This is a genomic window from Mycobacterium sp. E1214 (assembly GCF_001666755.1).
In the GTDB taxonomy this organism is placed as follows: Bacteria; Actinomycetota; Actinomycetes; order Mycobacteriales; family Mycobacteriaceae; genus Mycobacterium.
In genome coordinates this window covers 17,151-36,399 of record NZ_LZJC01000049.1, presented here as the reverse complement: position 1 = coordinate 36,399, position 19,249 = coordinate 17,151, and the positions used below count along the sequence as shown (strand labels likewise).

Here is a 19,249-nt window from a genome sequence, read left to right as displayed (position 1 = left end):
GCCGGGGTCGTCTGTCCATACGTTCGACCTAAGAGTTTTGTAAGTCTTGCCGTGTGAATATCCCAGCGTGCGACACCCGCCGGTCACCGGCGGCTGACGGCCCCTGACCTCGGCGAACGGGAGGCGGGTCGGCGCGGCAACACCGTCGTGGAGGCGACGGGCCGGCGCGTCGTGGGCTGTGTCTTTCCGCGACGCAATATGGTCTTTCGCCCGCGATATTCGCCCGTTTAGCAAAATAATTCTGGCCGCCGCCTGAGCAAAAAAGCGGTGCGGGTTTTCCGCGATCGCTCGGCTAGCCGCTCTCCGACACCGCGTCCGGCGCGGCGGCCTTGCGGTGGTGTTCGGCCTCCAGTTCGGCGACCATCCGGGAGGTGCGCTCGCGCAACAGGATCGCCGCCGTGCCCCCGAGTACCACGGCGATCAGCAGCCCGATCCAGGAGAACCGCTCCAGCCAGCGCTCGGCGGCCATGCCGGCGAAGTACACCAGCGCCGTGGTGCCGCCCGCCCAGCAGACGGCGCCCGAGACGTTCGCCGTGAGGAACCGCGGGTAGTGCATCTTCAAAGCCCCCGCCAGCGGCCCGGCGAAGATCCGCAGCAGCGCGATGAAGCGGCCGAAGAAGACGGCGCGCGAACCCCACCGGCTGAACAGTTTCTCGGCCAGCGCGACGTGCCCGGGGCCGAAGTGGCGGGGGAATCGCCGGCCGAGCCGGTCGAACAGCGGCATACCGAAGCGGCGCCCCACCGAATAACCGATCGAGTCCCCGATCACCGCGCCCAGCACGGCCGCGGCGCCGACGCCGACCGGGTTGACGGCCAGGTCGTGATGCGACGACATCAGCGCCGCCGTCACCAGCACGATCTCGCCCGGCAGCGGGATGCCCAGGCTCTCCACCCCCACCACACCGCCGACCACCAGGTAGACCGCAAGGGGCGGGATCGAGTGCAGCAAGGCCTCCACGTCCATGCGTCAAGGATGCCTGACCGCGACCCGATCCGCGGCCTAAAGGCTGCGTCGGAATTCGCTGGGCGCGCGCAGGTCTTCCAGGCGCGGTCGTTTCGGTGCGCGCCCGTCGTACGACGACAACCCGCGCAACCGGCGCCAGATCCAGGGGAAGAAACTCGCCTGCGTCCAGCGCAGCTGCTCGTAGGTGCCTGCCGCCAAGGAACGCTGGGTGGGTCGGAGGCCCGGCTGAGCCCAATCATGGTTGCTCTCAGGCAGATTGAGGGCTTCCGCGGCCGCCGCCGCGAACAGCATGTGCCCCTTGGTGGACGCGTGCACCCGGTCGATGGCCCAGGTGTCCAGCTCGCGCATCGAGGGCGCGTTGTACAGGTCGACCAGGGCGAACCCGTAGCGCTCGGCGGCTCCCCGGATCGCCGCGTTGATCCGGGTCAGGCGCCCGGACACCAGTCGGCCGAGCGGGAGGAACTGCGCGACGTTGGGGAAGGTGGTCGTCACCACCGTGGCGCCGGATTGGGCCAACGCGGCGTAGACGCGTTCCAGGTCCGCCAGGGCGGGGCCGAACGACCGCCCCGGCTGGATGACGTCGTTCATGCCCGCGCAGACGGTGATGAGGTCCGGCTGCATCGCCAGCGCCGGCGGCACCTGCTCGGTGAGGACGTGGCCGATCCGTTTGCCGCGAATCGCGAGGTTGGCGTACTGCAGCCCCGGGTAGAGCGAGTCGACCATCACCGCGAGACGGTCGGCGAACCCGAGCAGGCCGACGGTGTCGTCGCCGTCCCACAGGCCCTCGGTCTGGCTGTCACCGATGGCGACGTAACGGTGATATCCAGCGTGAATAGCGCCGTGCACGAAGCCGACAATAGTAGGTTCGGCGGCCCCAGTGATGGCACACAACGCCCCGCGGCCGTCGATCAGCGTCGTTGAGCACGCGGGAACCCCGGCAGTTGTGCACTTCACAGCTCTCGGGCACCTGATCGGCCCGGCAGCGGGGGCAGCGCCTGCTGCCCGGCCAACCCGAGGCGGGGTCGTGCGCGCCTCGCGCTTGGTGTCGCGGGCCCTCGGGGTGGGCATCACGGTCGGCCGTCACCGCCCTGGTCCGCGCCGTGTAAAGTTCGGCGCCGCAAGCCATTACGGCTCAGCGCTGATAAATGCTGGCCAGCCAGACGTGCAGCAGCGCGTCGATCACCCGGTCCTCGGGAATCGCCTGCTCCTCGCCGGTGAAGGTTGCGGCCATCACCCGCTCGCTCAGCATGTTCAGCGCCACCGACAGGTCCTCCGCCGGTACCGTCGCGGGAGCCACGCCGCGGCCGCGCTCGGCCTTGATCGCCACGGTGGTGTGGTAGGTCCACTTCTGCATCAGGGCCGCCCACAGCTGGCGTACCTCGGGGTTGGTCGCCGTGGCCGACGCGCCGGCGACCGCGACCGCGCGGTGCGCGCCCGACACCTCGAAAAACGACTCGATGCGGGCGCGCCAGGCGGCCGCGGGGTCGTCGGCCGGGATGGCGCCCCACGACCGCAGCGCCGTCTGCGCCTTGGTGTTCATCTGGTCGAGCAGCGACAGCAGCACCGCGTTCTTGGAACGGAAATAAAAATAGAAGGTGGGCCGCGAAATGCCCGCGCCCTTTGCTAGGTCGTCGACGGAGAAATCCGCCAGTGGCCGTTCCTGCAGCAGTCGCTCGGCGGTCGCCAGAATGGCCTGCTCCCGGTCGTCACCGGCGTGCGCCGAGGACCGCCTGGCCCGCGAGGCGTGCGCATATCTGGTCTGTGTCGGCACGTCGGACACGCCCGTTACTGTATGGGCACGTCGATTTACGACACCGAAACGATCGATGAAAACCAGCGATATTGCTGATTAAGAGCAGCGTTTTGCTGCGCGCCCCTCCCGAATTCGACGGCGGGCGCCGATATGCGTCAGGTGTCCGCGTCGCCGGTGGGGGTCAGCTCCCGGTCGGCCGCAACGATCTCGATCGACAGGCACTCGCCCAGGGCGTGCGCCGCGGCCCAGTCGCCGGCGCACACCGCCCGTTCCAGCTCGTCGACCAGCGGGCTGTCGACGCCCAACTCGGCCAGCCACGCCGACACCGTCGCCGTGATCTGGTGCGCGGGCACCAGCGCGATGTGGTCGTTGCGCAACCGGTCGGTCAGTTGATAGATCGTGGTCGTCATCGGCCTACGCGCTACCCAATGTTGCCGCCACTTAAGCGAATTCATGGTCGCCTCCCCATCAGCCACAGCGATGTGCGTGACCACCGCCCCAGCTCGACAAGCTGTTTCATCATCGCACTCGCCAACCTAATTTCGCAGTTGAATCGCCGAGCCAATTAACGCCGCGTCAACGAGGCGCGGCCCGACTGGGCCATGATGCGTTCCAACACGGTGTGCGACAGGTCCCCGTTGTCGGCCACCCGGGCGAGCCCCCGGCGGCGCAGGAACGTGTCCAACCGTCGATCCGGGGACCAGTCGGCGTAGGTCGCACCGAGGTAGTGCGAGTCCAGAAACTCCTCAGCCAACGCGTCCAGGTCCGAATCGGTCATCAACAACGGTGGGTTAACACCCATGGCCGTCAAGCTCCTTTGTTCACCCCGCAACTCACCGCAGCCAAGTTACGTCTGCGGACGTCACTATCTCGTAACGCACGGATTGCGGAACGGAGCCAAAGTCGTTGCCGCAGTTCAAAGGTGCTGTCCACGATCGCGATTCGCAGTCCGCGCGGCCGGTGTCGCCGGCGGTGGCGGCCGGTCCGAACATGCCCGCCACGCGCGCACCGCGGCCGGGCCATGAGGCACTCTGGAGATAACGCTGCCGGGCCGCTCAGCCGAGTGCCGCCTCACGTGAGGGAGCGTGACGACCGAGGAGCGTGAAGTCCCGTGAGTGCCCACGACCCGTCCACCGGGGAGTCCGTCGGCCGCCGCCGCAAGGTATTGCGCGTGCTGCGCGGGTCGTCGGCCCCGATGAGCATCATCGCGATCGCCGAGGTACTCGATGTGCACCCCAACACCGTGCGCTTTCACCTGGAAAGCCTGGTCGCGGACGGCCAGGTCGAGCACGTCGAGTTGGAACGCAAGGGGCCCGGTCGCCCGCCGTTGATGTTCCGCGCCGTGCGGCAGATGGATCGCGGCGGGACACGCCACTACCGGCTGCTTGCCGAGGTCCTGGCCGCGGCCTTCGCGGCCGAACCGGACCCGGGCGCCAAGGCCCGCGCCGCGGGCCGGGCCTGGGCGCGCAAGACGGAGGTGGCGTTGCCGTCGTCGCCCGATGCCCCGGCCACCGCCGACGAGGCCATCGAGCACCTCATCGACGTCCTCGACGACCTCGGCTTCGCCCCCGAGCACCGCATCGGCGAGGGCGGACATCAGCTCGGCCTGCGGCACTGCCCGTTCCTCGAGCTGGCCGAGAACCGCACCAGCGTCATCTGCCCCGTGCACCTCGGCCTCATGCAGGGCACCGTCGAGAGCATGGGAGCGCCGCTGTTGGTGGACGCACTCGAGCCGTTCGCGGAACCCGACCTGTGCCTGGCCCACCTGACCCTGCTGCAGCCGGCCCGGTGACCCGCGGACCGGCCATCGCCGCGGCGCTGACGTTCGTCTGGCTCGGCATGGTGCTGGCCATCTCGTTCCTGGAGGCGCCGCTGAAGTTCCGGGCGCCGGGCGTGACGCTGCAGATCGGGCTCGGCATCGGGCGGCTGGTCTTCCGCGCGCTCAACGCCGTCGAGGTGGTCTTCGCGCTCGTCGTCGGCGCGATCGCGGCGGCCGGCCCCACCCCGACGGGCGCGGTCGTGGCGGTCGGCGCCGCCGCCGCCGCGCTGGCCGTCCAGTTGGTGGCGGTGCGGCCGCGGCTGACGCGCCGCTCGGACGCGGTGCTCGCCGGCCGCGACAGGCCGCGCTCGCGCGCCCACTACGCCTACATCGGCCTGGAGGCGGTCAAAGTCGTCGCGCTTGTGGCGGCGGGGATACTGCTAATGGCCGGCTGACCGGCCGCCGATCGCAAAGGACTGCGCCATGGAATCCGTCTCGCTCACCGCGCTCGCCGCCGAGAAGCTCGCCGAGGCCCGGCAAGCGCACAGCGGCCGCGCAGCGCACACCATCCACGGCGGCCACACCCACGAACTGCGGCAGACCGTGCTCGCCCTGCTCGGCGGCCACAACCTGTCCGAACACGACAGCCCCGGCGAGGCGACCCTGCAGGTGCTGTCCGGTCACGTCCGGGTGACCGCCGGCGCCGACGCCTGGGACGGCAGAACGGGGGATTACGTCGCCCTCCCCACCGCCCGGCACGCCCTGCACGCGGTCGAGGACTCGGTGATCCTGCTGACCGTGCTCAAAACTCTCCCGCAGGCGCACTAGGCGATGCTCGGCACCGACTGGTCACGCGCGTTCGGGCTGCGCGCGCCGATTCTCAACGCCCCGATGGGCGGGGTCGCCGGTGGACGCCTGGCCGCCGCGGTCACCGCGGCCGGCGGCCTGGGCATGGTCGGCATGGGTAGCGTCGCCACCAGGGAACTGCTGCGGACCCAGCTGCGACACGTGCGGGGCACCTTCGGCATCGGCCTGGTCGACTGGGTGATGCGCAACGAGGCGGGCCTGCTGGAGGACGCCCTGGCCGCCAGGCCGGCGCTGCTGTCGGTGAGCTTCGGCACGGACTGGTCCTGGGTGGGCAAGGCGCACGACGCCGGAATCCCCACCGTCACACAGGTTTACGACGGCAGTGGGGCGCGCCGGGCCGTCGACGCCGGCGTCGACATCCTGGTCGCCCGGGGCGCCGAGGGCGGCGGTCACGGCGAGACCAGGCTGGCCACGCTGCCACTGCTGGACGCCGTGCTCGACGCCGTGACGGTGCCCGTGCTCGCCGGTGGCGGCATCGCCTCGGCGCGCAGCCTGGCCGCGGTGCTCGCGGCCGGGGCGAGCGGGGCGTGGGTGGGAACCCGCCTGGCCGCCTGCCCGGAGGCGCTCTCCGGGGACGCCAGCCGCCGCGCGCTGATCGCGGCGCGCGCCACTGACACCACGGTCACCCGGGCCTTCGACGTCGCGCAGGACCGGCCGTGGCCCGCCCATTTTCCGTCACGGGTGTTGACCAACGACTTCGTCGAGCGCTGGACGGGCCACGAGGACACCTTGGACGCGCAGGCCCGCGAGGAACTGGCGGCCTCGATCGCCGCCGACGATCGTCGGGTGGCCCCCGTGGACGCCGGCCAGGGGGTGGGCATGATCCGCGACGACGCGTCGGTCGCCGAGGTGATCGACGAAATGTGTTCGGGCGCCGAGCAATTGCTGAGCCGTTGGGGTCAGACCGCGCGCAAGTAGCGCTTGGCGATGACGCGCTGGGCCAGCGACACCAGCGGGCCGCCCGCCTTGCTCCACCACGCCGCGGGCCGCGAGAACGACGACACCTCCGCGAACACCGCCGACGTGTCCGGCTCGTAGCGCACGACGAAGCGTTCCTCGCCGGACTCCGGGTGGCCGGGCAGCGTGCCATAGCCGAACCCGCGGATGTCGGGCTCGTCGACGACGTACACCACGCGGCAGGGGGCGGGCAAAAAGCCCATCCGCACCACCACCACGGCATCCACCGCCACCACGTCCGAGCTCGCCTGCACCCGCAGCCCGGCGCCGCGCTGCATGCCCCAGTGCAGCACCGCGTCGGCGGCCCGCTCGAAACGTGCGCGGCCGGTGCCGATCTGGGCCTGTACGTGCAGGTGACCGTAGCCGGCGGGCCGGTCGCCCGACGCGGTCGCGCCCACCTCGGCGTAGGTCAACGGAAGTTCTTCAAGCGCTGCCAGATCCACCCGATCAGCTTGCCACGGGCGCTGTGCCCGCGGCGCCCGGCGCGTACCGTTTGACGGTGTGACCGCACAGAACTCGAAAACCGTTGCCGAAGCGTCCGGAACGTTCACGCTCGGTGGTGATCTGACCGTCAACCGACTCGGCTTCGGCGCCATGCGCCTGACCGCCAAGGGTGTCTGGGGCCCGCCGGACGACCGTGACGAATGCGTGCGGGTGCTGCGGCGCGCCGTCGAACTCGGCGTCAACTTCTTCGACACCGCCGATTCCTACGGCCCGTACGTGTCCGAGGAGATCATCCGCGAGGCGCTGCATCCCTACGACGGCCTGGTGATCGCCACCAAGGCGGGGCTGCTGCGCACCGGCCCGGACGTGTGGGTGCCGTTGGGTAACCCCAGTTACCTGCGCCAGGAATGCGAGATGAGCCTGCGCCGGCTCGGCGTGGACACCATCGACCTGTTCCAGCTGCACCGGATCGACAAGAATTTCCCGCTGGCCGACCAGGTCGGCGAGCTGCTCACGCTGAAGAACGAGGGCAAGATCCGCCACATCGGGCTCTCCGAGATCGGCGTCGAGCAGCTCGACGCCGCCCAGGAGATCACCGAGATCGTCTCGGTGCAGAACATGTACAACCTGTCCGCGCGGGGCGCCGAGGCGCTGCTGGACGCGGCGACCGAGCGTGGCGTCGGTTTCATCCCGTGGTTCCCGCTGGCCGCCGGACCGCTGGCGGCCGCCGACGGGCCGTTGCAGCGCATCGCCGCCGACCACCACGCGACGCCGTCGCAGCTGGCGCTCGCGTGGCTGCTGAAACGCTCCCCGGTGATGCTGCCGATCCCCGGCACGTCGAAGGTCGCGCACCTGGAGGAGAACGTCGCCGCCGCCGAGATCACACTGTCCGACGAGGAGTTCGAGACCCTCTCCGCGGCCGGGGGTCAACAGACGGTCTAACCACCGCGCGCAGGCGGGCACGCCGGGCAATACGGTGTGGTGATGGCCGGCGCACAGCAGCAGCATCCCGGCGGCGGGTTCAACCCGCCGGAACCGACCACCAAGGGCGGCCCGGACTACGGCAGGTTCGTCGACGCGGTGCGTTCGCTGCAGGACCTGGCGCGCGGCGCGGACGCCCCCGACGAGGTGTTCACCGAGGCCGCCGACCTCCTGGAGAAGGCGTCGGCGCTGCTGAGCCCGTTCGAGGCCGACGAATGGAATTCGCCGTCGGGGCGCCGGATGGACCTGCCGATGCGCGGCAACATCCAGACCATTCCCATGACAGCCCGCAAGACCGACGAGGGCCGCATCCAGGGCCAGGCGCGCTTCGCGCGCTACCACCTGGGCCGCAACGGCGCCGTGCACGGCGGTTTCCTGGGCCTGCTGTTCGACAGCGTGCTCGGGCTGACGTCCTCGGTGCTCACCGGCGGCCCCTACCAGCGCACCGCCTACCTCAAGATCGACTACCGGCACATCGTGCCGATCCAGACCGAATTGCAGTTCGACGCCGGCGTGGACCGGGTGGACGGCCGCAAGATCTTCGTGTCCGGCCGGTTGACCGACGGTGACACCCTGCTGACGGAAGCCGAGGCGCTGTTCGTGCGCCTCAAACCTGGCCAGCCCTGAGGCGCGTCGGCCCCGATAGCATGGCAGCGATCGTCAGACCCGAGAACAACGGAGAACCCCACCCATGAGCGCCCCCGCCGACCCCGCCCCCGCAACCGCCCCGATTCGGGTGGCCGCCGGGACCACCGCGGGCGCGGCGGTGGCAGACGCCGGGCTGCCGCGGCGCGGCACCCCCGACGCGGTCGTGGTGGTGCGCGACGGCGACGGCAAACTGCGTGACCTGAGCTGGGTGCCCGACGCCGACGCCGACGTCGTTCCCGTGGCCGCCAACACCGACGACGGCCGCAGCGTGATCCGGCATTCGGCCGCCCACGTGCTGGCCCAGGCCGTCCAGCAGCTGTTCCCGCACGCCAAGCTCGGCATCGGGCCGCCCATCACCGACGGCTTCTATTACGACTTCGACGTGGCGGAGCCGTTCACCCCCGAGGACCTCGACAAGCTGGAAAAGCGGATGCGCCAGATCGTCAAAGAGGGCCAGCTGTTCTCCCGCCGCGTCTACGAGTCCAAAGATCAGGCCCGTCAAGAACTTTCGGCCGAGCCGTACAAGCTGGAGCTGGTCGACGACAAGTCCGGCGACCCGGACGTGATGGAGGTCGGCGGCGACGAGCTGACGGCCTACGACAACCTCAATCCCCGCACGCGGGAACGGGTTTGGGGTGACCTGTGCCGTGGCCCGCACATCCCCACGACCAAGCACATCCCGGCGTTCAAGCTCACCCGCAGCTCGGCCGCGTACTGGCGCGGCGACCAGCGCAACGCGAGCCTGCAGCGCATCTACGGCACCGCCTGGGAATCCCAAGAGGCCCTGGACAAGCACCTTGAACTTATCGAAGAGGCGCAGCGTCGCGACCACCGCAAGCTCGGCGTGGAACTCGACCTGTTCAGCTTCCCCGACGAGATCGGTTCGGGGCTGGCCGTTTTCCACCCCAAGGGCGGCATCGTGCGCCGAGAGCTGGAAAACTACTCGCGGCGCCAGCACGAGCGGGCGGGCTACGAGTTCGTCAACACCCCGCACATCACCAAGGCGCAGCTGTTCCACACCTCGGGGCACCTGGACTGGTACGCCGACGGCATGTTCCCCCCGATGCACCTCGACGCCGAGTACAACGAGGACGGGTCGCTGCGCAAGCCGGGGCAGGACTACTACCTCAAGCCGATGAACTGCCCCATGCACTGCCTGATCTTCCGGACACGCGGCCGCTCCTACCGCGAATTGCCGTTGCGGCTCTTCGAGTTCGGCACGGTCTACCGCCTGGAGAAGTCCGGCGTCATCCACGGCCTGACCCGGGTCCGCGGCCTCACGATGGACGACGCCCACATCTTCTGCACCCGCGACCAGATGCGCGACGAGCTGCGCTCGCTGCTGCGCTTCGTCCTGGACCTGCTCAGCGACTACGGCCTCACCGACTTCTATTTGGAGCTGTCGACCAAGGATCCCGAGAAGTTCGTCGGCTCCGACGACGTCTGGGAGGAGGCCACCAGCGTGCTCGCGGAAGTCGGCGCCGAGTCCGGCCTGGACCTGGTGCCCGACCCGGGCGGGGCGGCCTTCTACGGCCCGAAGATCTCGGTGCAGGTCAAGGACGCGTTGGGCCGCACCTGGCAGATGTCCACCATTCAGCTGGACTTCAACTTCCCGGAGCGCTTCGCGCTGGAGTACACCGCCCCGGACGGCACCCGGCAACGGCCCGTGATGATCCACCGCGCGCTGTTCGGGTCGATCGAGCGGTTCTTCGGCATCCTCACCGAGCACTACGCCGGGGCGTTCCCGGCGTGGCTGGCCCCGGTACAGGCCGTCGGGATCCCCGTCGCCGACGAGCACCTGCCCTACCTGGAACGCGTTGCCGCGCAACTCAAGGCGCACGGCGTGCGGGTCGAGGTGGACGGCAGCGACGACCGGATGGCCAAGAAGATCGTGCACCACACCGCGCAGAAGGTGCCGTTCATGCTGCTCGCCGGCGACCGCGACGTGCAGGCCGGCGCGGTGAGCTTCCGGTTCGGTGACCGCACCCAGATCAACGGGGTGCCCCGCGACAGCGCCGTCGACGCCATCGTCAAGTGGATCGCCGACCGTGAAAACGCCGTTCCCACAGCCGAACTCGTGAAGGTGTCCAGTGGTGAGTGACCCCGGAAAGGCCGACGGCGTCGACGACGCCATCCTCGACACGGGCGTCGGCGAGCGTGATCACCTGCAGCGCTTGTGGACGCCGTACCGCATGACGTACCTGGCCGAGTCGCCGATGAAGCGCGACCCCGGGGGCAAGCCCGACGAGCCGTTCAGCGACATCCCGAACCTGTCCGACGAGGACGGCCTGGTGGTCGCCCGCGGCGAGCTGGTCTACGCGGTGCTCAACCTCTACCCCTACAACCCCGGCCACCTGATGGTGGTGCCGTACCGGCGGGTTTCGGAGCTCGAAGACCTCACCGACGCGGAGAGCGCCGAGCTGATGGCGTTCATTCAGAAGGCGATCCGCGTGATCAAGAACGTGTCGCGGCCGCACGGCTTCAACGTCGGGCTGAACCTGGGCTCCTCGGCGGGCGGCTCGCTGGCCGAGCACCTGCATGTGCACGTGGTCCCGCGATGGGGCGGCGACGCGAACTTCATCACCATCGTCGGCGGCTCGAAGGTGATCCCGCAGTTGCTGCGCGAGACCCGCCGGCTGCTGGCGACGGAGTGGACCAACCAGCCATGAGGAGCGCCGCCCGATGAGCAAGGCGCCGTTTCTGTCCCGGGCGGCCTTTGCGCGGCTCACGGCCCCCACGGCGCGGGCGGCCCTGCGCCTCGGGCTGACCCCCGACAGCGTCACCCTGCTGGGCACCGCCGCGTGCGTCGCGGCGTCGCTCACGCTGTTCCCGCTCGGCAAGCTGTTCGCCGGGGCGTGCGTGGTGTGGTTCTTCGTGGTGTTCGACATGCTCGACGGGGCGATGGCCCGCGAGCGTGGCGGCGGCACCCGGTTCGGCGCGGTGCTCGACGCCACCTGTGACCGGGTCAGCGACGGCGCCGTGTTCTGCGGGCTGCTGTGGTGGATCGTGTTCACCGCCCACGACAAGCCGCTGGCGGCGGCGACCCTGATCTGCCTGGTCACCTCGCAGGTGATCTCCTACATCAAGGCCCGGGCCGAAGCCAGCGGCCTGCGTGGCGACGGCGGCCTGATCGAGCGCCCCGAGCGGTTGATCATCGTGCTGACCGGCGCGGGCGTGTCCGACTTTCCGTTCGTCGCCTGGCCGCCGGCGCTGCCGGTCGCGATGTGGCTGCTGGCGGTGGCCAGCGTGCTCACCTGCGGCCAGCGGTTGTACGCGGTGAAGAAGTCGCCGCAGGCCGCCGGACCGCTGCCCCGGACGGGGCAGCCGTGATCCTGCCCGAGCGGCTGACCCGCACCGCGACCGACTGGACGTACGCGGCCGGGTGGATGGCAGTGCGCGCGTTGCCGGAGTTCGCCGCGCGCACCGCCTTCGACACCGGGGCGCACTACGCCGCCCGCCGCGGGGGGCCGGCGCAGCTGCGCAAGAACCTGGCCCGCGTCACCGGCGTCTCGCCGGCCGAGGTGCCCGACGCGTTGATGCGCGAGTCGCTGGCGTCCTACGGCCGGTACTGGCGGGAGGCGTTTCGCCTGCCGTCGATGAACCTGGGCGAGCTGGCCGGCGAACTCGATGCGGCGTTCCGCGGCGCCGACAACCTGGACGCCGCGCTGGCCGCGGGAGGCGGGGCGATCTGCGCGTTGCCGCACAGCGGCAACTGGGACATGGCCGGAGTGTGGTTCACCCAGACCCGCGGGACCTTCGCCACCGTGGCCGAACGCCTGCAACCCGAATCGCTGTACCGGCGGTTCGTCCGCTATCGCGAGAGCCTGGGCTTCGAGGTGCTACCGCTGTCGGGAGGCGACCGGCCGCCCTTCGACGTCCTGTGCGACCGGCTGCGCGCCAACGGGCTGGTGTGTCTGATGGCCGACCGCGACCTCACCCGCACCGGGGTGCAGGTCGACTTCTTCGGCGAGGCCACCCGGATGCCGGCCGGACCGGCGAAGCTGGCGGTCGCCACCGGGGCCGCCCTGCTTCCGGTGCACTGCTGGTTCGACGGCCCCGGGTGGGGTTTCGAGGTGTTCCCGCCCCTGGACACCAGCAGCCGCGACGTCGGCGCCATCACGCAGGCGCTCGCCGACCGGTTCGCCGCCAACATCGCCGCCCATCCCGAGGACTGGCACATGATGCAGCCGCAGTGGCTGGCCGACCTGTCCGAGGCCAGACAGGCCCGGCTCCGGGCCACCTGATGCGCATCGGCATGGTGTGCCCCTACTCGTTCGACGTGCCGGGCGGGGTGCAGTCGCACGTGCTGCAGCTGGCGGAGGTGATGCGCGGCCGCGGGCACCAGGTCAGCGTGCTCGCGCCGTTCTCGCCGCACACCACGCTGCCGGACTACGTCGTGTCCGGCGGGCGGGCCGTGCCCATTCCCTACAACGGCTCGGTGGCGCGGCTGCGCTTCGGGCCGGCGACCCACCGCAAGGTCAAGAAATGGCTCGCCGACGGGGATTTCGACGTCCTGCACCTGCACGAGCCGAACGCGCCGAGCCTGTCAATGCTGGCGCTGAACATCGCCGAGGGGCCGATCGTGGCGACCTTTCACACCTCGACCACGAAATCGCTGACGTTGTCGGTGTTCCAGGGCATCTTGCGGCCCATGCACGAGAAGATCATCGGCCGCATCGCGGTCTCCGACCTGGCCCGGCGCTGGCAGATGGAGGCGCTGGGCACCGACGCCGTCGAGATTCCCAACGGCGTCGACGTCGCCTCGTTCGCCGCCGCCCCGCGCCTGCACGGCTACCCGCGGCCCGGCAAGACGGTGCTGTTCCTGGGGCGTTTCGACGAGCCGCGCAAGGGCATGGCGGTGCTGCTGGACGCGCTGCCCCGGATCGTCGAACACTACGAGGACGTGCAGCTGCTGATCGTCGGCCGCGGCGACGAGGACCAGCTGCGCGCCCAGGCCGGCGCGCTGGCGCAACACCTGCGGTTCCTCGGCCAGGTCGACGACGCGGGCAAGGCGTCGGCGATGCGCAGCGCCGACGTCTACTGCGCGCCCAACATCGGGGGCGAGAGCTTCGGCATCGTCCTGGTTGAGGCCATGGCGGCCGGCACCCCCGTGGTGGCCAGTGACCTGGACGCCTTCCGCCGCGTGCTGCGCGACGGGGAGGCGGGGGCGCTGGTGCCGGTGGGCGACAGCGCCGCGCTGGCCGACGCCGTGATCGCCGTGCTAGGCAGCGACGTGCTGCGGGAGCGGTACGCGACGGCCGGGTCGCGGGCCGTCCAGCGCTACGACTGGTCGGTGGTGGCCAGCCAGATCATGCGGGTGTACGAGACGGTCGCCGCGTCCGGCGCCAAGGTCGAGGTGGCCAGCTGATGACGTGGCTGATCGTCGCCGTCATCGCGCTGGTCGCTGCGCTGGCGGTGTTGGGCGCCTGGGCGTACCGGACCGCGAACCGCCTGGACCGGCTGCACGTGCGCTACGACCTGTCCTGGCAGGCGCTCGACGGTGCGCTGGCCCGGCGCGCGGTGGTGGCGCGGGCGGTGGCGATCGATGCCTACGGCGGCGCCTCGGAGGGCCGGCGGCTCGCGGCGCTGGCCGACGCCGCGGAGGGGGCGCAGCGCAGCGCGCGGGAGGGCGCCGAGAACGAGCTGTCCGCCGCGTTGGCCGTGGTGAATCCGGCGTCGCTGCCGGCCGGGTTGATCGCCGAGCTGGCCGACGCCGAGGCCCGCGTGGTGTTGGCCCGCCGCTTCCACAACGACGCGGTGCGCGACACCCTGGCGCTGGCCGAGCGGCGCTTTGTGCGGCTGTTGCGGCTCGGGGGCACCGCCGCGCTGCCCAGCTACTTCGAGATCGTCGAGCGACCGCACGCGCTGGCCCACGGCGACCCCGGCGTGCTCAACCACCGCACCTCCGCGCGCGTCGTCCTGCTCGACGACGCCGGCGCGGTGCTACTGCTGCGCGGGTCGGACCCGGCGCTGGCCGACCGGCACGCGCCGAAGTGGTGGTTCACCGTGGGCGGGGAGGTCCAGGAGGGGGAGCGGTTGGCCGAGGCCGCCGCTCGGGAACTCGCCGAGGAGACCGGCCTGCGGGTTGCGCCCGCCGACCTGGTGGGGCCGGTGTGGCGGCGCGACGAGGTCTTCGAATTCAACGGCTCGCTGATCGACAGCGAGGAGTTCTACTTCGTCTACCGCACCCGGCGCTTCGAACCGTCCGGCACCGGCCGCACCCACCTCGAGCGCAGCTACATCCACGGCCACCGCTGGTGCGACGCGGCCGACATCGCCGCACTGGTCGCCGCGGGGGAGACGGTGTACCCCCTGCAGCTGTCCGGGTTGCTGCCCGAGGCCGCCGCCCTCGCCGGCGGCCGTACCCCCGGCCCGGTGTTGTCGATCCGCTGACTGGCGGGATCGGCCGCGGGTGGGTGGCGCAGCTCACAGCCCCCGGGCCTTGCCATGAGTAGACCGGTCTGTCTATGGTCCTTACCATTAGCTAGACAGACAGGTCTACTCAGATAGTGAGGTTCGTGATGGAGAATCGATCCAAGGCTCTGGTCACCGGGGCGACGTCGGGAATCGGGCGTGCCGCGGCGCTCGCGCTGGCGGACGACGGCTTCGAGGTGATCGTGCACGGCCGCGACGCCAGCCGCGGTGCCGACACCGTCACCGCCATCACCGAACGCGGCGGGCGGGCGCGATTCGTCGCCGCCGACCTGTCCGACCCGGCCGGAGTCGCGGCGCTGGCCGCCGCGACCGGCGACGTCGACGTGCTGGTCAACAACGCCGGGTTCTCCTGGTTCGGTCCGACCGACCAACTCGACGACGCCACTTTCGACGAGTTGTTCGCCGCCAACGTGCGTGGCGCATACCGACTGGTTGCGGCGCTCGCACCCGGCATGGCCGAGCGCGGCCACGGCAGCATCGTCAGCGTCGACAGCATGGCCGGCCATGTCGGCCTGCCCGGCGCCGCGGCCTACGGCGCGACGAAAGCCGCACTGACCGCGATGAGCCGCGCCTGGGCCGCCGAGTACAGCCCGGCCGGCGTGCGCGTCAACACGGTCGCGCCCGGGCCCGCCTACACCGGCGGCGCCACCGAGGAACTCATCACCAACCTGGGCGGCACCACGCTGCTGGGCCGCGCCGCCCAACCGGAGGAGATCGCCCAGGCCATCGCGTTCCTGGCGTCGGACAAGGCCAGCTACATCACCGGCGCGGTGCTGCCCGTCGACGGTGGCCGCACGGCCATCTAGCGCTCCCGACAACGGAGGGGAATCAACAGCCATGACCGACAGCTATCTGCCCAGCCCGACCGAACGCATCCGCGATCATGTCGCCCGTTACGAGGCCAGTGACGGCGTCGATGGCGGCACGATGGAAGGCCGCCCGGTGGTCATCCTGACCACGGTCGGCGCCCGCAGCGGTGCACTGCGCAAGACCCCGCTGATGCGCATCCCGCACGGCGCCGCCTACGTGGTGGTGGCATCCAACGCGGGTGCTGCCACGCATCCCGCGTGGTACCGCAACCTGACAGCCAACCCCGACGTCTGGTTGCAAGACGGCCCGGTCACGCACACGTTGCGCGCCCGCGAGGCGTTCGGCGACGAGAAGGCCCGGCTGTGGGCCGTCGCCGAGCGGCACTGGCCGCATTTCCCCGAGTACCGCGCCCACGCCGGCGCGCGGGAGATTCCCATCGTCGTCCTGGAGCCCACGGCGGCGTAAAGTAGACAGAGCTGTCTACAGGAGAGGAGGGGCAGGTGAGCGTGTCCGAGACTGCGCCCGACGGCGACCGCCGCGTCAACCGGGGGTCGGCGCGCGATCGGCTCCTGGCCGCCGCCGACGATCTGTTCTACGCCGAGGGCGTGCAAACCGTCGGCATCGACCGCGTGATCGAGCGTGCGGGGGTCGCCAAGGCGTCGCTGTATAACACCTTCGGCAGCAAGGAGAACCTGGTGCGGGCCTATCTCGACGGCCGGCACCAAGCCACCTTGGCCGAGCTGCGGCGCGCGATCGGGCGCCACGACGACGCGCGGGAGCGCCTGCTCGCCGTCTTCGACGCGCAGGCCGACGGGTTCGCCGCCCCCGGCTTTCGCGGCTGCGCTTTCGTCACGGCCAGCGCCGAGGCCCCCGACGGCGGCGCGATTCGGCAAGCCGCGGACGGGTTTCGCGACGACGTCCGCGAGCTGTTCACCGATCTCGCCCGCCAGGCCGGGGCGAGGAGCCCCGACGAGCTGGGGCGTCAGCTGCAGTTGCTCTACGACGGCGCGGGGCTCAGCGCGCAACTGGACCGCGACCTGCAAGCCGCGGCGGCGGCCCGCAGCGCCGCCGAAGCGCTGCTGGACGCCGCCCTGCGCTGAGCGCCGAGCGGCCCCTTCAGCGCGAATCGGGCCGCGCGCGACTACTACACTGGGTCGGTACCGGTAGGCACAGACGATCGAGAAAACCAGAGGTAGCGGTGGACAGCGCGGCACACAACGCGGGACACAACGGCAACGGGCGGACCGGAACGGCCCGGGTCAAGCGGGGTATGGCCGAGATGCTCAAGGGCGGGGTCATCATGGACGTCGTCACCCCGGAGCAGGCCCGAATCGCGGAGGGCGCCGGCGCCGTCGCGGTGATGGCACTGGAGCGGGTGCCCGCCGACATCCGCGCGCAGGGCGGCGTCTCGAGGATGAGCGACCCGGACATGATCGAGGGCATCATCGCCGCGGTCACCATCCCGGTGATGGCCAAAGCCCGCATCGGCCACTTCGTCGAGGCGCAGATCCTGCAGAGCCTCGGCGTCGACTACGTCGACGAGTCCGAGGTGCTGACGCCCGCGGACTACACCCACCACATCGACAAGTGGAAGTTCACCGTGCCGTTCGTGTGCGGGGCCACGAACCTGGGGGAGGCGCTGCGCCGCATCGCCGAAGGCGCGGCCATGATCCGCTCCAAGGGCGAGGCCGGCACCGGCGACGTCTCCAACGCGACCACGCACATGCGCGCGATCGGCGGCGAGATCCGCCGGCTCACGTCGTTGTCGGAAGACGAATTGTTCGTCGCGGCAAAGGAATTGCAAGCTCCCTACGACCTCGTCGTGGAGGTGGCGCGGGCCGGCAAGCTGCCGGTCACCCTGTTCACCGCCGGTGGCATCGCCACCCCGGCCGACGCGGCGATGATGATGCAACTGGGCGCTGAAGGGGTGTTCGTCGGCTCGGGAATCTTCAAGTCCGGCGACCCCGCCCAGCGCGCCGCCGCGATCGTGAAGGCCACCACCTTCTACGACGACCCCGACGTGCTGGCCAAGGTGTCGCGCGGCTTGGGGGAGGCCATGGTGGGCATCAACGTCGAGCAAGTCCCGGAGCCCCATCGGCTGGCGCAGCGCGGCTGGTAAAAACAGTCCGTGTCGATCGAAAAGATCCTTGATCTCGAGCAACTCGAGGTCAACATCTACCGCGGGAGCGTGTTCAGCCCCGAACAGGGCAACTTCCAGCGCACCTTCGGCGGCCAGGTGGCGGGCCAGTCCCTGGTCTCGGCGGTGCGCACGGTGGACCCGAGCTTCCTGGTGCACTCGTTGCACGGCTACTTCATCCGCCCCGGCGACTCTTCGGCGCCCACCATCTTCATCGTCGAGCGGCTGCGCGACGGCGGCTCGTTTTGCACCCGCCGCGTCAACGCCATCCAGCACGGCGAGACCATCTTCTCCATGTCGGCGTCGTTCCAGACCGATCAGGAGGGCATCCACCATCAGGACGTGATGCCCTCGGCGCCGCCGCCGGACGACCTGCCGGGACTCAAGTCGATGAAGGTGTTCGACGACGAGGGCTTCAAGCAGTTCCAGGAGTGGGACATTCGCATCGCCCCGCGCGACCAGATTCACCGGCTCCCGAACAAGGCTTCTCAGCAGCAGGTGTGGTTCCGCCACCGCGACCCGCTGCCCGACGATCCGGTGCTGCACATCTGCGCGCTGGCCTACATGAGCGACCTGACGCTGCTGGGTTCGGCGCAGGTCACCCACCTCGAGGAGCGCGAACACCTGCAGGTGGCGTCACTGGACCACGCGATGTGGTTCATGCGGATGTTTCGGGCCGACGAATGGCTCCTCTACGACCAGTCGTCGCCGTCGGCCTGCGGCGGGCGCGCGCTGTGCCAGGGCAAGATTTTCAACCAGCACGGCGAGATGGTCGCGGCCGTCATGCAGGAGGGCCTGACCCGCTTCCCCCGCGGCTACCTGCCCACCCAGCAGTGAGCGGCCCGCGCATCGGGGTGCTGGCGTTGCAGGGCGACACCCGCGAGCACCTCGCGGCCCTGGGCGAAGCCGGCGCCGAGGCCATGCCCGTGCGCCGCCGCGCCGAGCTCGAGTCGATCGACGGCCTGGTGATTCCCGGCGGGGAATCCACCACCATGAGCCACCTACTGCGTGAGCTCGACCTGATAGAGCCGCTGCGCGGACTGCTGGCCGACGGCCTGCCCGCCTACGGCGCGTGCGCCGGCATGATCCTGCTGGCCAGCGAGATACTGGACGCCGGCGTCGGTGATCGGGCGGCGCTGCCGCTGCGCGGGATCGATATGACGGTGCGGCGCAACGCATTCGGGCGCCAGGTCGACTCGTTCGAGGGCGACGTGGCCTTCGCGGGACTGTCGGGGACGGTCCGCGCGGTGTTCATCCGGGCGCCCTGGGTTGAACGCGCCGGCGAGGGCGTCGAGGAGCTGGCCAGCGCCGCGGGTCATCCCGTCGCCGTGCGGCAGGGCGCGAAGCTGGCGACGGCCTTTCACCCCGAGGTGACCGGCGACCGCCGGGTGCACCAGTTGTTCGTCGACATCGTGACGGGCCGCCGCTGAAGTTTGGTGTGGTTGTCGGCGGGTAGCTAGCAGCCGTGACCCGCAACGCCATCGACTGACCGGT

Annotated in this window: 23 protein-coding genes and 1 pseudogene; 18 read left to right on the top strand and 6 right to left on the bottom strand. The window is 70.5% G+C overall.

The features are described from left to right. Window positions 1–292: 292 nt before the first annotated feature. From A5700_RS05935 to A5700_RS05915, 5 genes are all read right to left on the bottom strand, one after another. Entirely contained in the window at window positions 293–964 is a 672-nt protein-coding gene (locus tag A5700_RS05935) for a DedA family protein (protein WP_068069692.1), read from the bottom strand. A 36-nt stretch (window positions 965–1,000) separates the two neighbouring features. Next, the gene (locus A5700_RS05930; protein WP_082960464.1) at window positions 1,001–1,810 is read right to left on the bottom strand and encodes an SGNH/GDSL hydrolase family protein; all 810 of its coding nucleotides are present in this window, start codon (window positions 1,808–1,810) and stop codon (window positions 1,001–1,003) included. A 286-nt stretch (window positions 1,811–2,096) separates the two neighbouring features. Then, window positions 2,097–2,744, bottom strand: a complete 648-nt coding sequence (locus A5700_RS05925) for a TetR/AcrR family transcriptional regulator (protein WP_068204535.1) — start codon at window positions 2,742–2,744, stop codon at window positions 2,097–2,099. Window positions 2,745–2,872: 128 nt separating this feature from the next. Beyond that, entirely contained in the window at window positions 2,873–3,172 is a 300-nt protein-coding gene (locus A5700_RS05920) for a hypothetical protein (protein ID WP_068069688.1), read from the bottom strand. Window positions 3,173–3,282: 110 nt separating this feature from the next. Continuing rightward, window positions 3,283–3,495: a hypothetical protein gene (locus A5700_RS05915; protein WP_197502818.1), complete on the bottom strand. Its 213-nt coding sequence runs from the start codon at window positions 3,493–3,495 to the stop codon at window positions 3,283–3,285. A 333-nt stretch (window positions 3,496–3,828) separates the two neighbouring features. Here A5700_RS05915 and A5700_RS05910 point away from each other — a divergent pair, with 333 nt between their 5' ends. The 4 genes from A5700_RS05910 to A5700_RS05895 are packed head-to-tail and all read left to right on the top strand — an operon-like array spanning window position 3,829 to window position 6,261. Beyond that, entirely contained in the window at window positions 3,829–4,509 is a 681-nt protein-coding gene (locus A5700_RS05910) for a metalloregulator ArsR/SmtB family transcription factor (RefSeq protein ID WP_068069684.1), read from the top strand. Further along, the gene (locus A5700_RS05905; protein ID WP_068069682.1) at window positions 4,506–4,931 is read left to right on the top strand and encodes a hypothetical protein; all 426 of its coding nucleotides are present in this window, start codon (window positions 4,506–4,508) and stop codon (window positions 4,929–4,931) included. Before A5700_RS05910 ends, A5700_RS05905 begins: the two co-directional genes overlap by 4 nt. A gap of 28 nt (window positions 4,932–4,959) precedes the next feature. Further along, entirely contained in the window at window positions 4,960–5,304 is a 345-nt protein-coding gene (locus tag A5700_RS05900) for a cupin domain-containing protein (protein WP_068069680.1), read from the top strand. Between the two features lie 3 nt (window positions 5,305–5,307). Then, a complete protein-coding gene (locus tag A5700_RS05895) occupies window positions 5,308–6,261 on the top strand; it encodes a nitronate monooxygenase family protein (protein ID WP_068069678.1) in 954 nt (317 codons plus the stop codon). On the opposite strand, the gene A5700_RS05890 is transcribed toward A5700_RS05895, so the two are convergent. Next, entirely contained in the window at window positions 6,243–6,743 is a 501-nt protein-coding gene (locus tag A5700_RS05890) for a DUF1990 family protein (protein WP_068069675.1), read from the bottom strand. The genes A5700_RS05895 and A5700_RS05890 overlap by 19 nt on opposite strands. A 58-nt stretch (window positions 6,744–6,801) precedes the next feature. Between A5700_RS05890 and A5700_RS05885 the strand changes: the two genes are divergently transcribed. The 14 genes and pseudogenes from A5700_RS05885 (at window position 6,802) to pdxT (ending at window position 19,185) form a co-directional block, all read left to right on the top strand. Beyond that, a complete protein-coding gene (locus A5700_RS05885; RefSeq protein ID WP_068069673.1) occupies window positions 6,802–7,686 on the top strand; it encodes an aldo/keto reductase in 885 nt (294 codons plus the stop codon). Between the two features lie 42 nt (window positions 7,687–7,728). After that, a complete protein-coding gene (locus A5700_RS05880; RefSeq protein WP_068069712.1) occupies window positions 7,729–8,352 on the top strand; it encodes a PaaI family thioesterase in 624 nt (207 codons plus the stop codon). 64 nt (window positions 8,353–8,416) lie between these two features. Next, complete coding sequence (thrS, locus tag A5700_RS05875; protein ID WP_068204533.1) at window positions 8,417–10,474, top strand: threonine--tRNA ligase; 2,058 nt, start codon at window positions 8,417–8,419, stop codon at window positions 10,472–10,474. Further along, entirely contained in the window at window positions 10,467–11,042 is a 576-nt protein-coding gene (locus A5700_RS05870; protein ID WP_068072446.1) for an HIT domain-containing protein, read from the top strand. The genes thrS and A5700_RS05870 overlap by 8 nt, the downstream gene beginning before the upstream one ends. Window positions 11,043–11,055: 13 nt before the next feature. Then, window positions 11,056–11,701, top strand: a pseudogene (gene pgsA, locus A5700_RS05865) (phosphatidylinositol phosphate synthase); the annotation flags it as partial. Further along, a complete protein-coding gene (locus A5700_RS05860; protein WP_068072396.1) occupies window positions 11,700–12,617 on the top strand; it encodes a phosphatidylinositol mannoside acyltransferase in 918 nt (305 codons plus the stop codon). The pseudogene pgsA and the gene A5700_RS05860, both read left to right, overlap by 2 nt. Then, window positions 12,617–13,741, top strand: coding sequence for a glycosyltransferase family 4 protein (locus tag A5700_RS05855; protein WP_068072399.1), 1,125 nt, complete (start codon window positions 12,617–12,619; stop codon window positions 13,739–13,741). The genes A5700_RS05860 and A5700_RS05855 overlap by 1 nt, the downstream gene beginning before the upstream one ends. Further along, window positions 13,741–14,766, top strand: a complete 1,026-nt coding sequence (locus tag A5700_RS05850; RefSeq protein WP_068072402.1) for an NUDIX domain-containing protein — start codon at window positions 13,741–13,743, stop codon at window positions 14,764–14,766. The genes A5700_RS05855 and A5700_RS05850 overlap by 1 nt, the downstream gene beginning before the upstream one ends. Window positions 14,767–14,894: 128 nt before the next feature. Then, window positions 14,895–15,614 carry an SDR family NAD(P)-dependent oxidoreductase gene (locus A5700_RS05845; RefSeq protein WP_068072452.1) on the top strand — a complete coding sequence of 240 codons (720 nt, stop codon included), beginning with the start codon at window positions 14,895–14,897 and terminating at the stop codon, window positions 15,612–15,614. Window positions 15,615–15,645: 31 nt separating this feature from the next. Beyond that, entirely contained in the window at window positions 15,646–16,083 is a 438-nt protein-coding gene (locus A5700_RS05840; RefSeq protein WP_068072406.1) for a nitroreductase family deazaflavin-dependent oxidoreductase, read from the top strand. A 35-nt stretch (window positions 16,084–16,118) separates the two neighbouring features. Further along, window positions 16,119–16,718 (top strand): TetR/AcrR family transcriptional regulator, encoded by a 600-nt coding sequence (locus A5700_RS05835; RefSeq protein ID WP_197502897.1) that lies wholly within the window; start codon window positions 16,119–16,121, stop codon window positions 16,716–16,718. A gap of 98 nt (window positions 16,719–16,816) precedes the next feature. Beyond that, window positions 16,817–17,737: a pyridoxal 5'-phosphate synthase lyase subunit PdxS gene (pdxS, locus tag A5700_RS05830; protein ID WP_068072409.1), complete on the top strand. Its 921-nt coding sequence runs from the start codon at window positions 16,817–16,819 to the stop codon at window positions 17,735–17,737. 9 nt (window positions 17,738–17,746) lie between these two features. After that, entirely contained in the window at window positions 17,747–18,592 is an 846-nt protein-coding gene (tesB, locus tag A5700_RS05825; RefSeq protein ID WP_068072411.1) for an acyl-CoA thioesterase II, read from the top strand. After that, window positions 18,589–19,185, top strand: coding sequence for a pyridoxal 5'-phosphate synthase glutaminase subunit PdxT (gene pdxT / locus A5700_RS05820; RefSeq protein ID WP_068072414.1), 597 nt, complete (start codon window positions 18,589–18,591; stop codon window positions 19,183–19,185). The genes tesB and pdxT overlap by 4 nt, the downstream gene beginning before the upstream one ends. Window positions 19,186–19,249 lie beyond the last annotated feature (64 nt).

What these genes read in the sequence shown, in the direction of transcription:
- A5700_RS05935 (WP_068069692.1), bottom strand. Translation starts at nt 964, where the DNA reads ATGGACGTGGAGGCCTTGCTGCACTCGATCCCGCCCCTTGCGGTCTAC.
- A5700_RS05920 (WP_068069688.1), bottom strand. Translation starts at nt 3,172, where the DNA reads ATGAATTCGCTTAAGTGGCGGCAACATTGGGTAGCGCGTAGGCCGATG.
- A5700_RS05915 (WP_197502818.1), bottom strand. Translation starts at nt 3,495, where the DNA reads ATGACCGATTCGGACCTGGACGCGTTGGCTGAGGAGTTTCTGGACTCG.
- A5700_RS05900 (WP_068069680.1), top strand. Translation starts at nt 4,960, where the DNA reads ATGGAATCCGTCTCGCTCACCGCGCTCGCCGCCGAGAAGCTCGCCGAG.
- A5700_RS05895 (WP_068069678.1), top strand. Translation starts at nt 5,308, where the DNA reads ATGCTCGGCACCGACTGGTCACGCGCGTTCGGGCTGCGCGCGCCGATT.
- A5700_RS05880 (WP_068069712.1), top strand. Translation starts at nt 7,729, where the DNA reads ATGGCCGGCGCACAGCAGCAGCATCCCGGCGGCGGGTTCAACCCGCCG.
- thrS (WP_068204533.1), top strand. Translation starts at nt 8,417, where the DNA reads ATGAGCGCCCCCGCCGACCCCGCCCCCGCAACCGCCCCGATTCGGGTG.
- A5700_RS05855 (WP_068072399.1), top strand. Translation starts at nt 12,617, where the DNA reads ATGCGCATCGGCATGGTGTGCCCCTACTCGTTCGACGTGCCGGGCGGG.
- A5700_RS05850 (WP_068072402.1), top strand. Translation starts at nt 13,741, where the DNA reads ATGACGTGGCTGATCGTCGCCGTCATCGCGCTGGTCGCTGCGCTGGCG.
- A5700_RS05845 (WP_068072452.1), top strand. Translation starts at nt 14,895, where the DNA reads ATGGAGAATCGATCCAAGGCTCTGGTCACCGGGGCGACGTCGGGAATC.
- A5700_RS05840 (WP_068072406.1), top strand. Translation starts at nt 15,646, where the DNA reads ATGACCGACAGCTATCTGCCCAGCCCGACCGAACGCATCCGCGATCAT.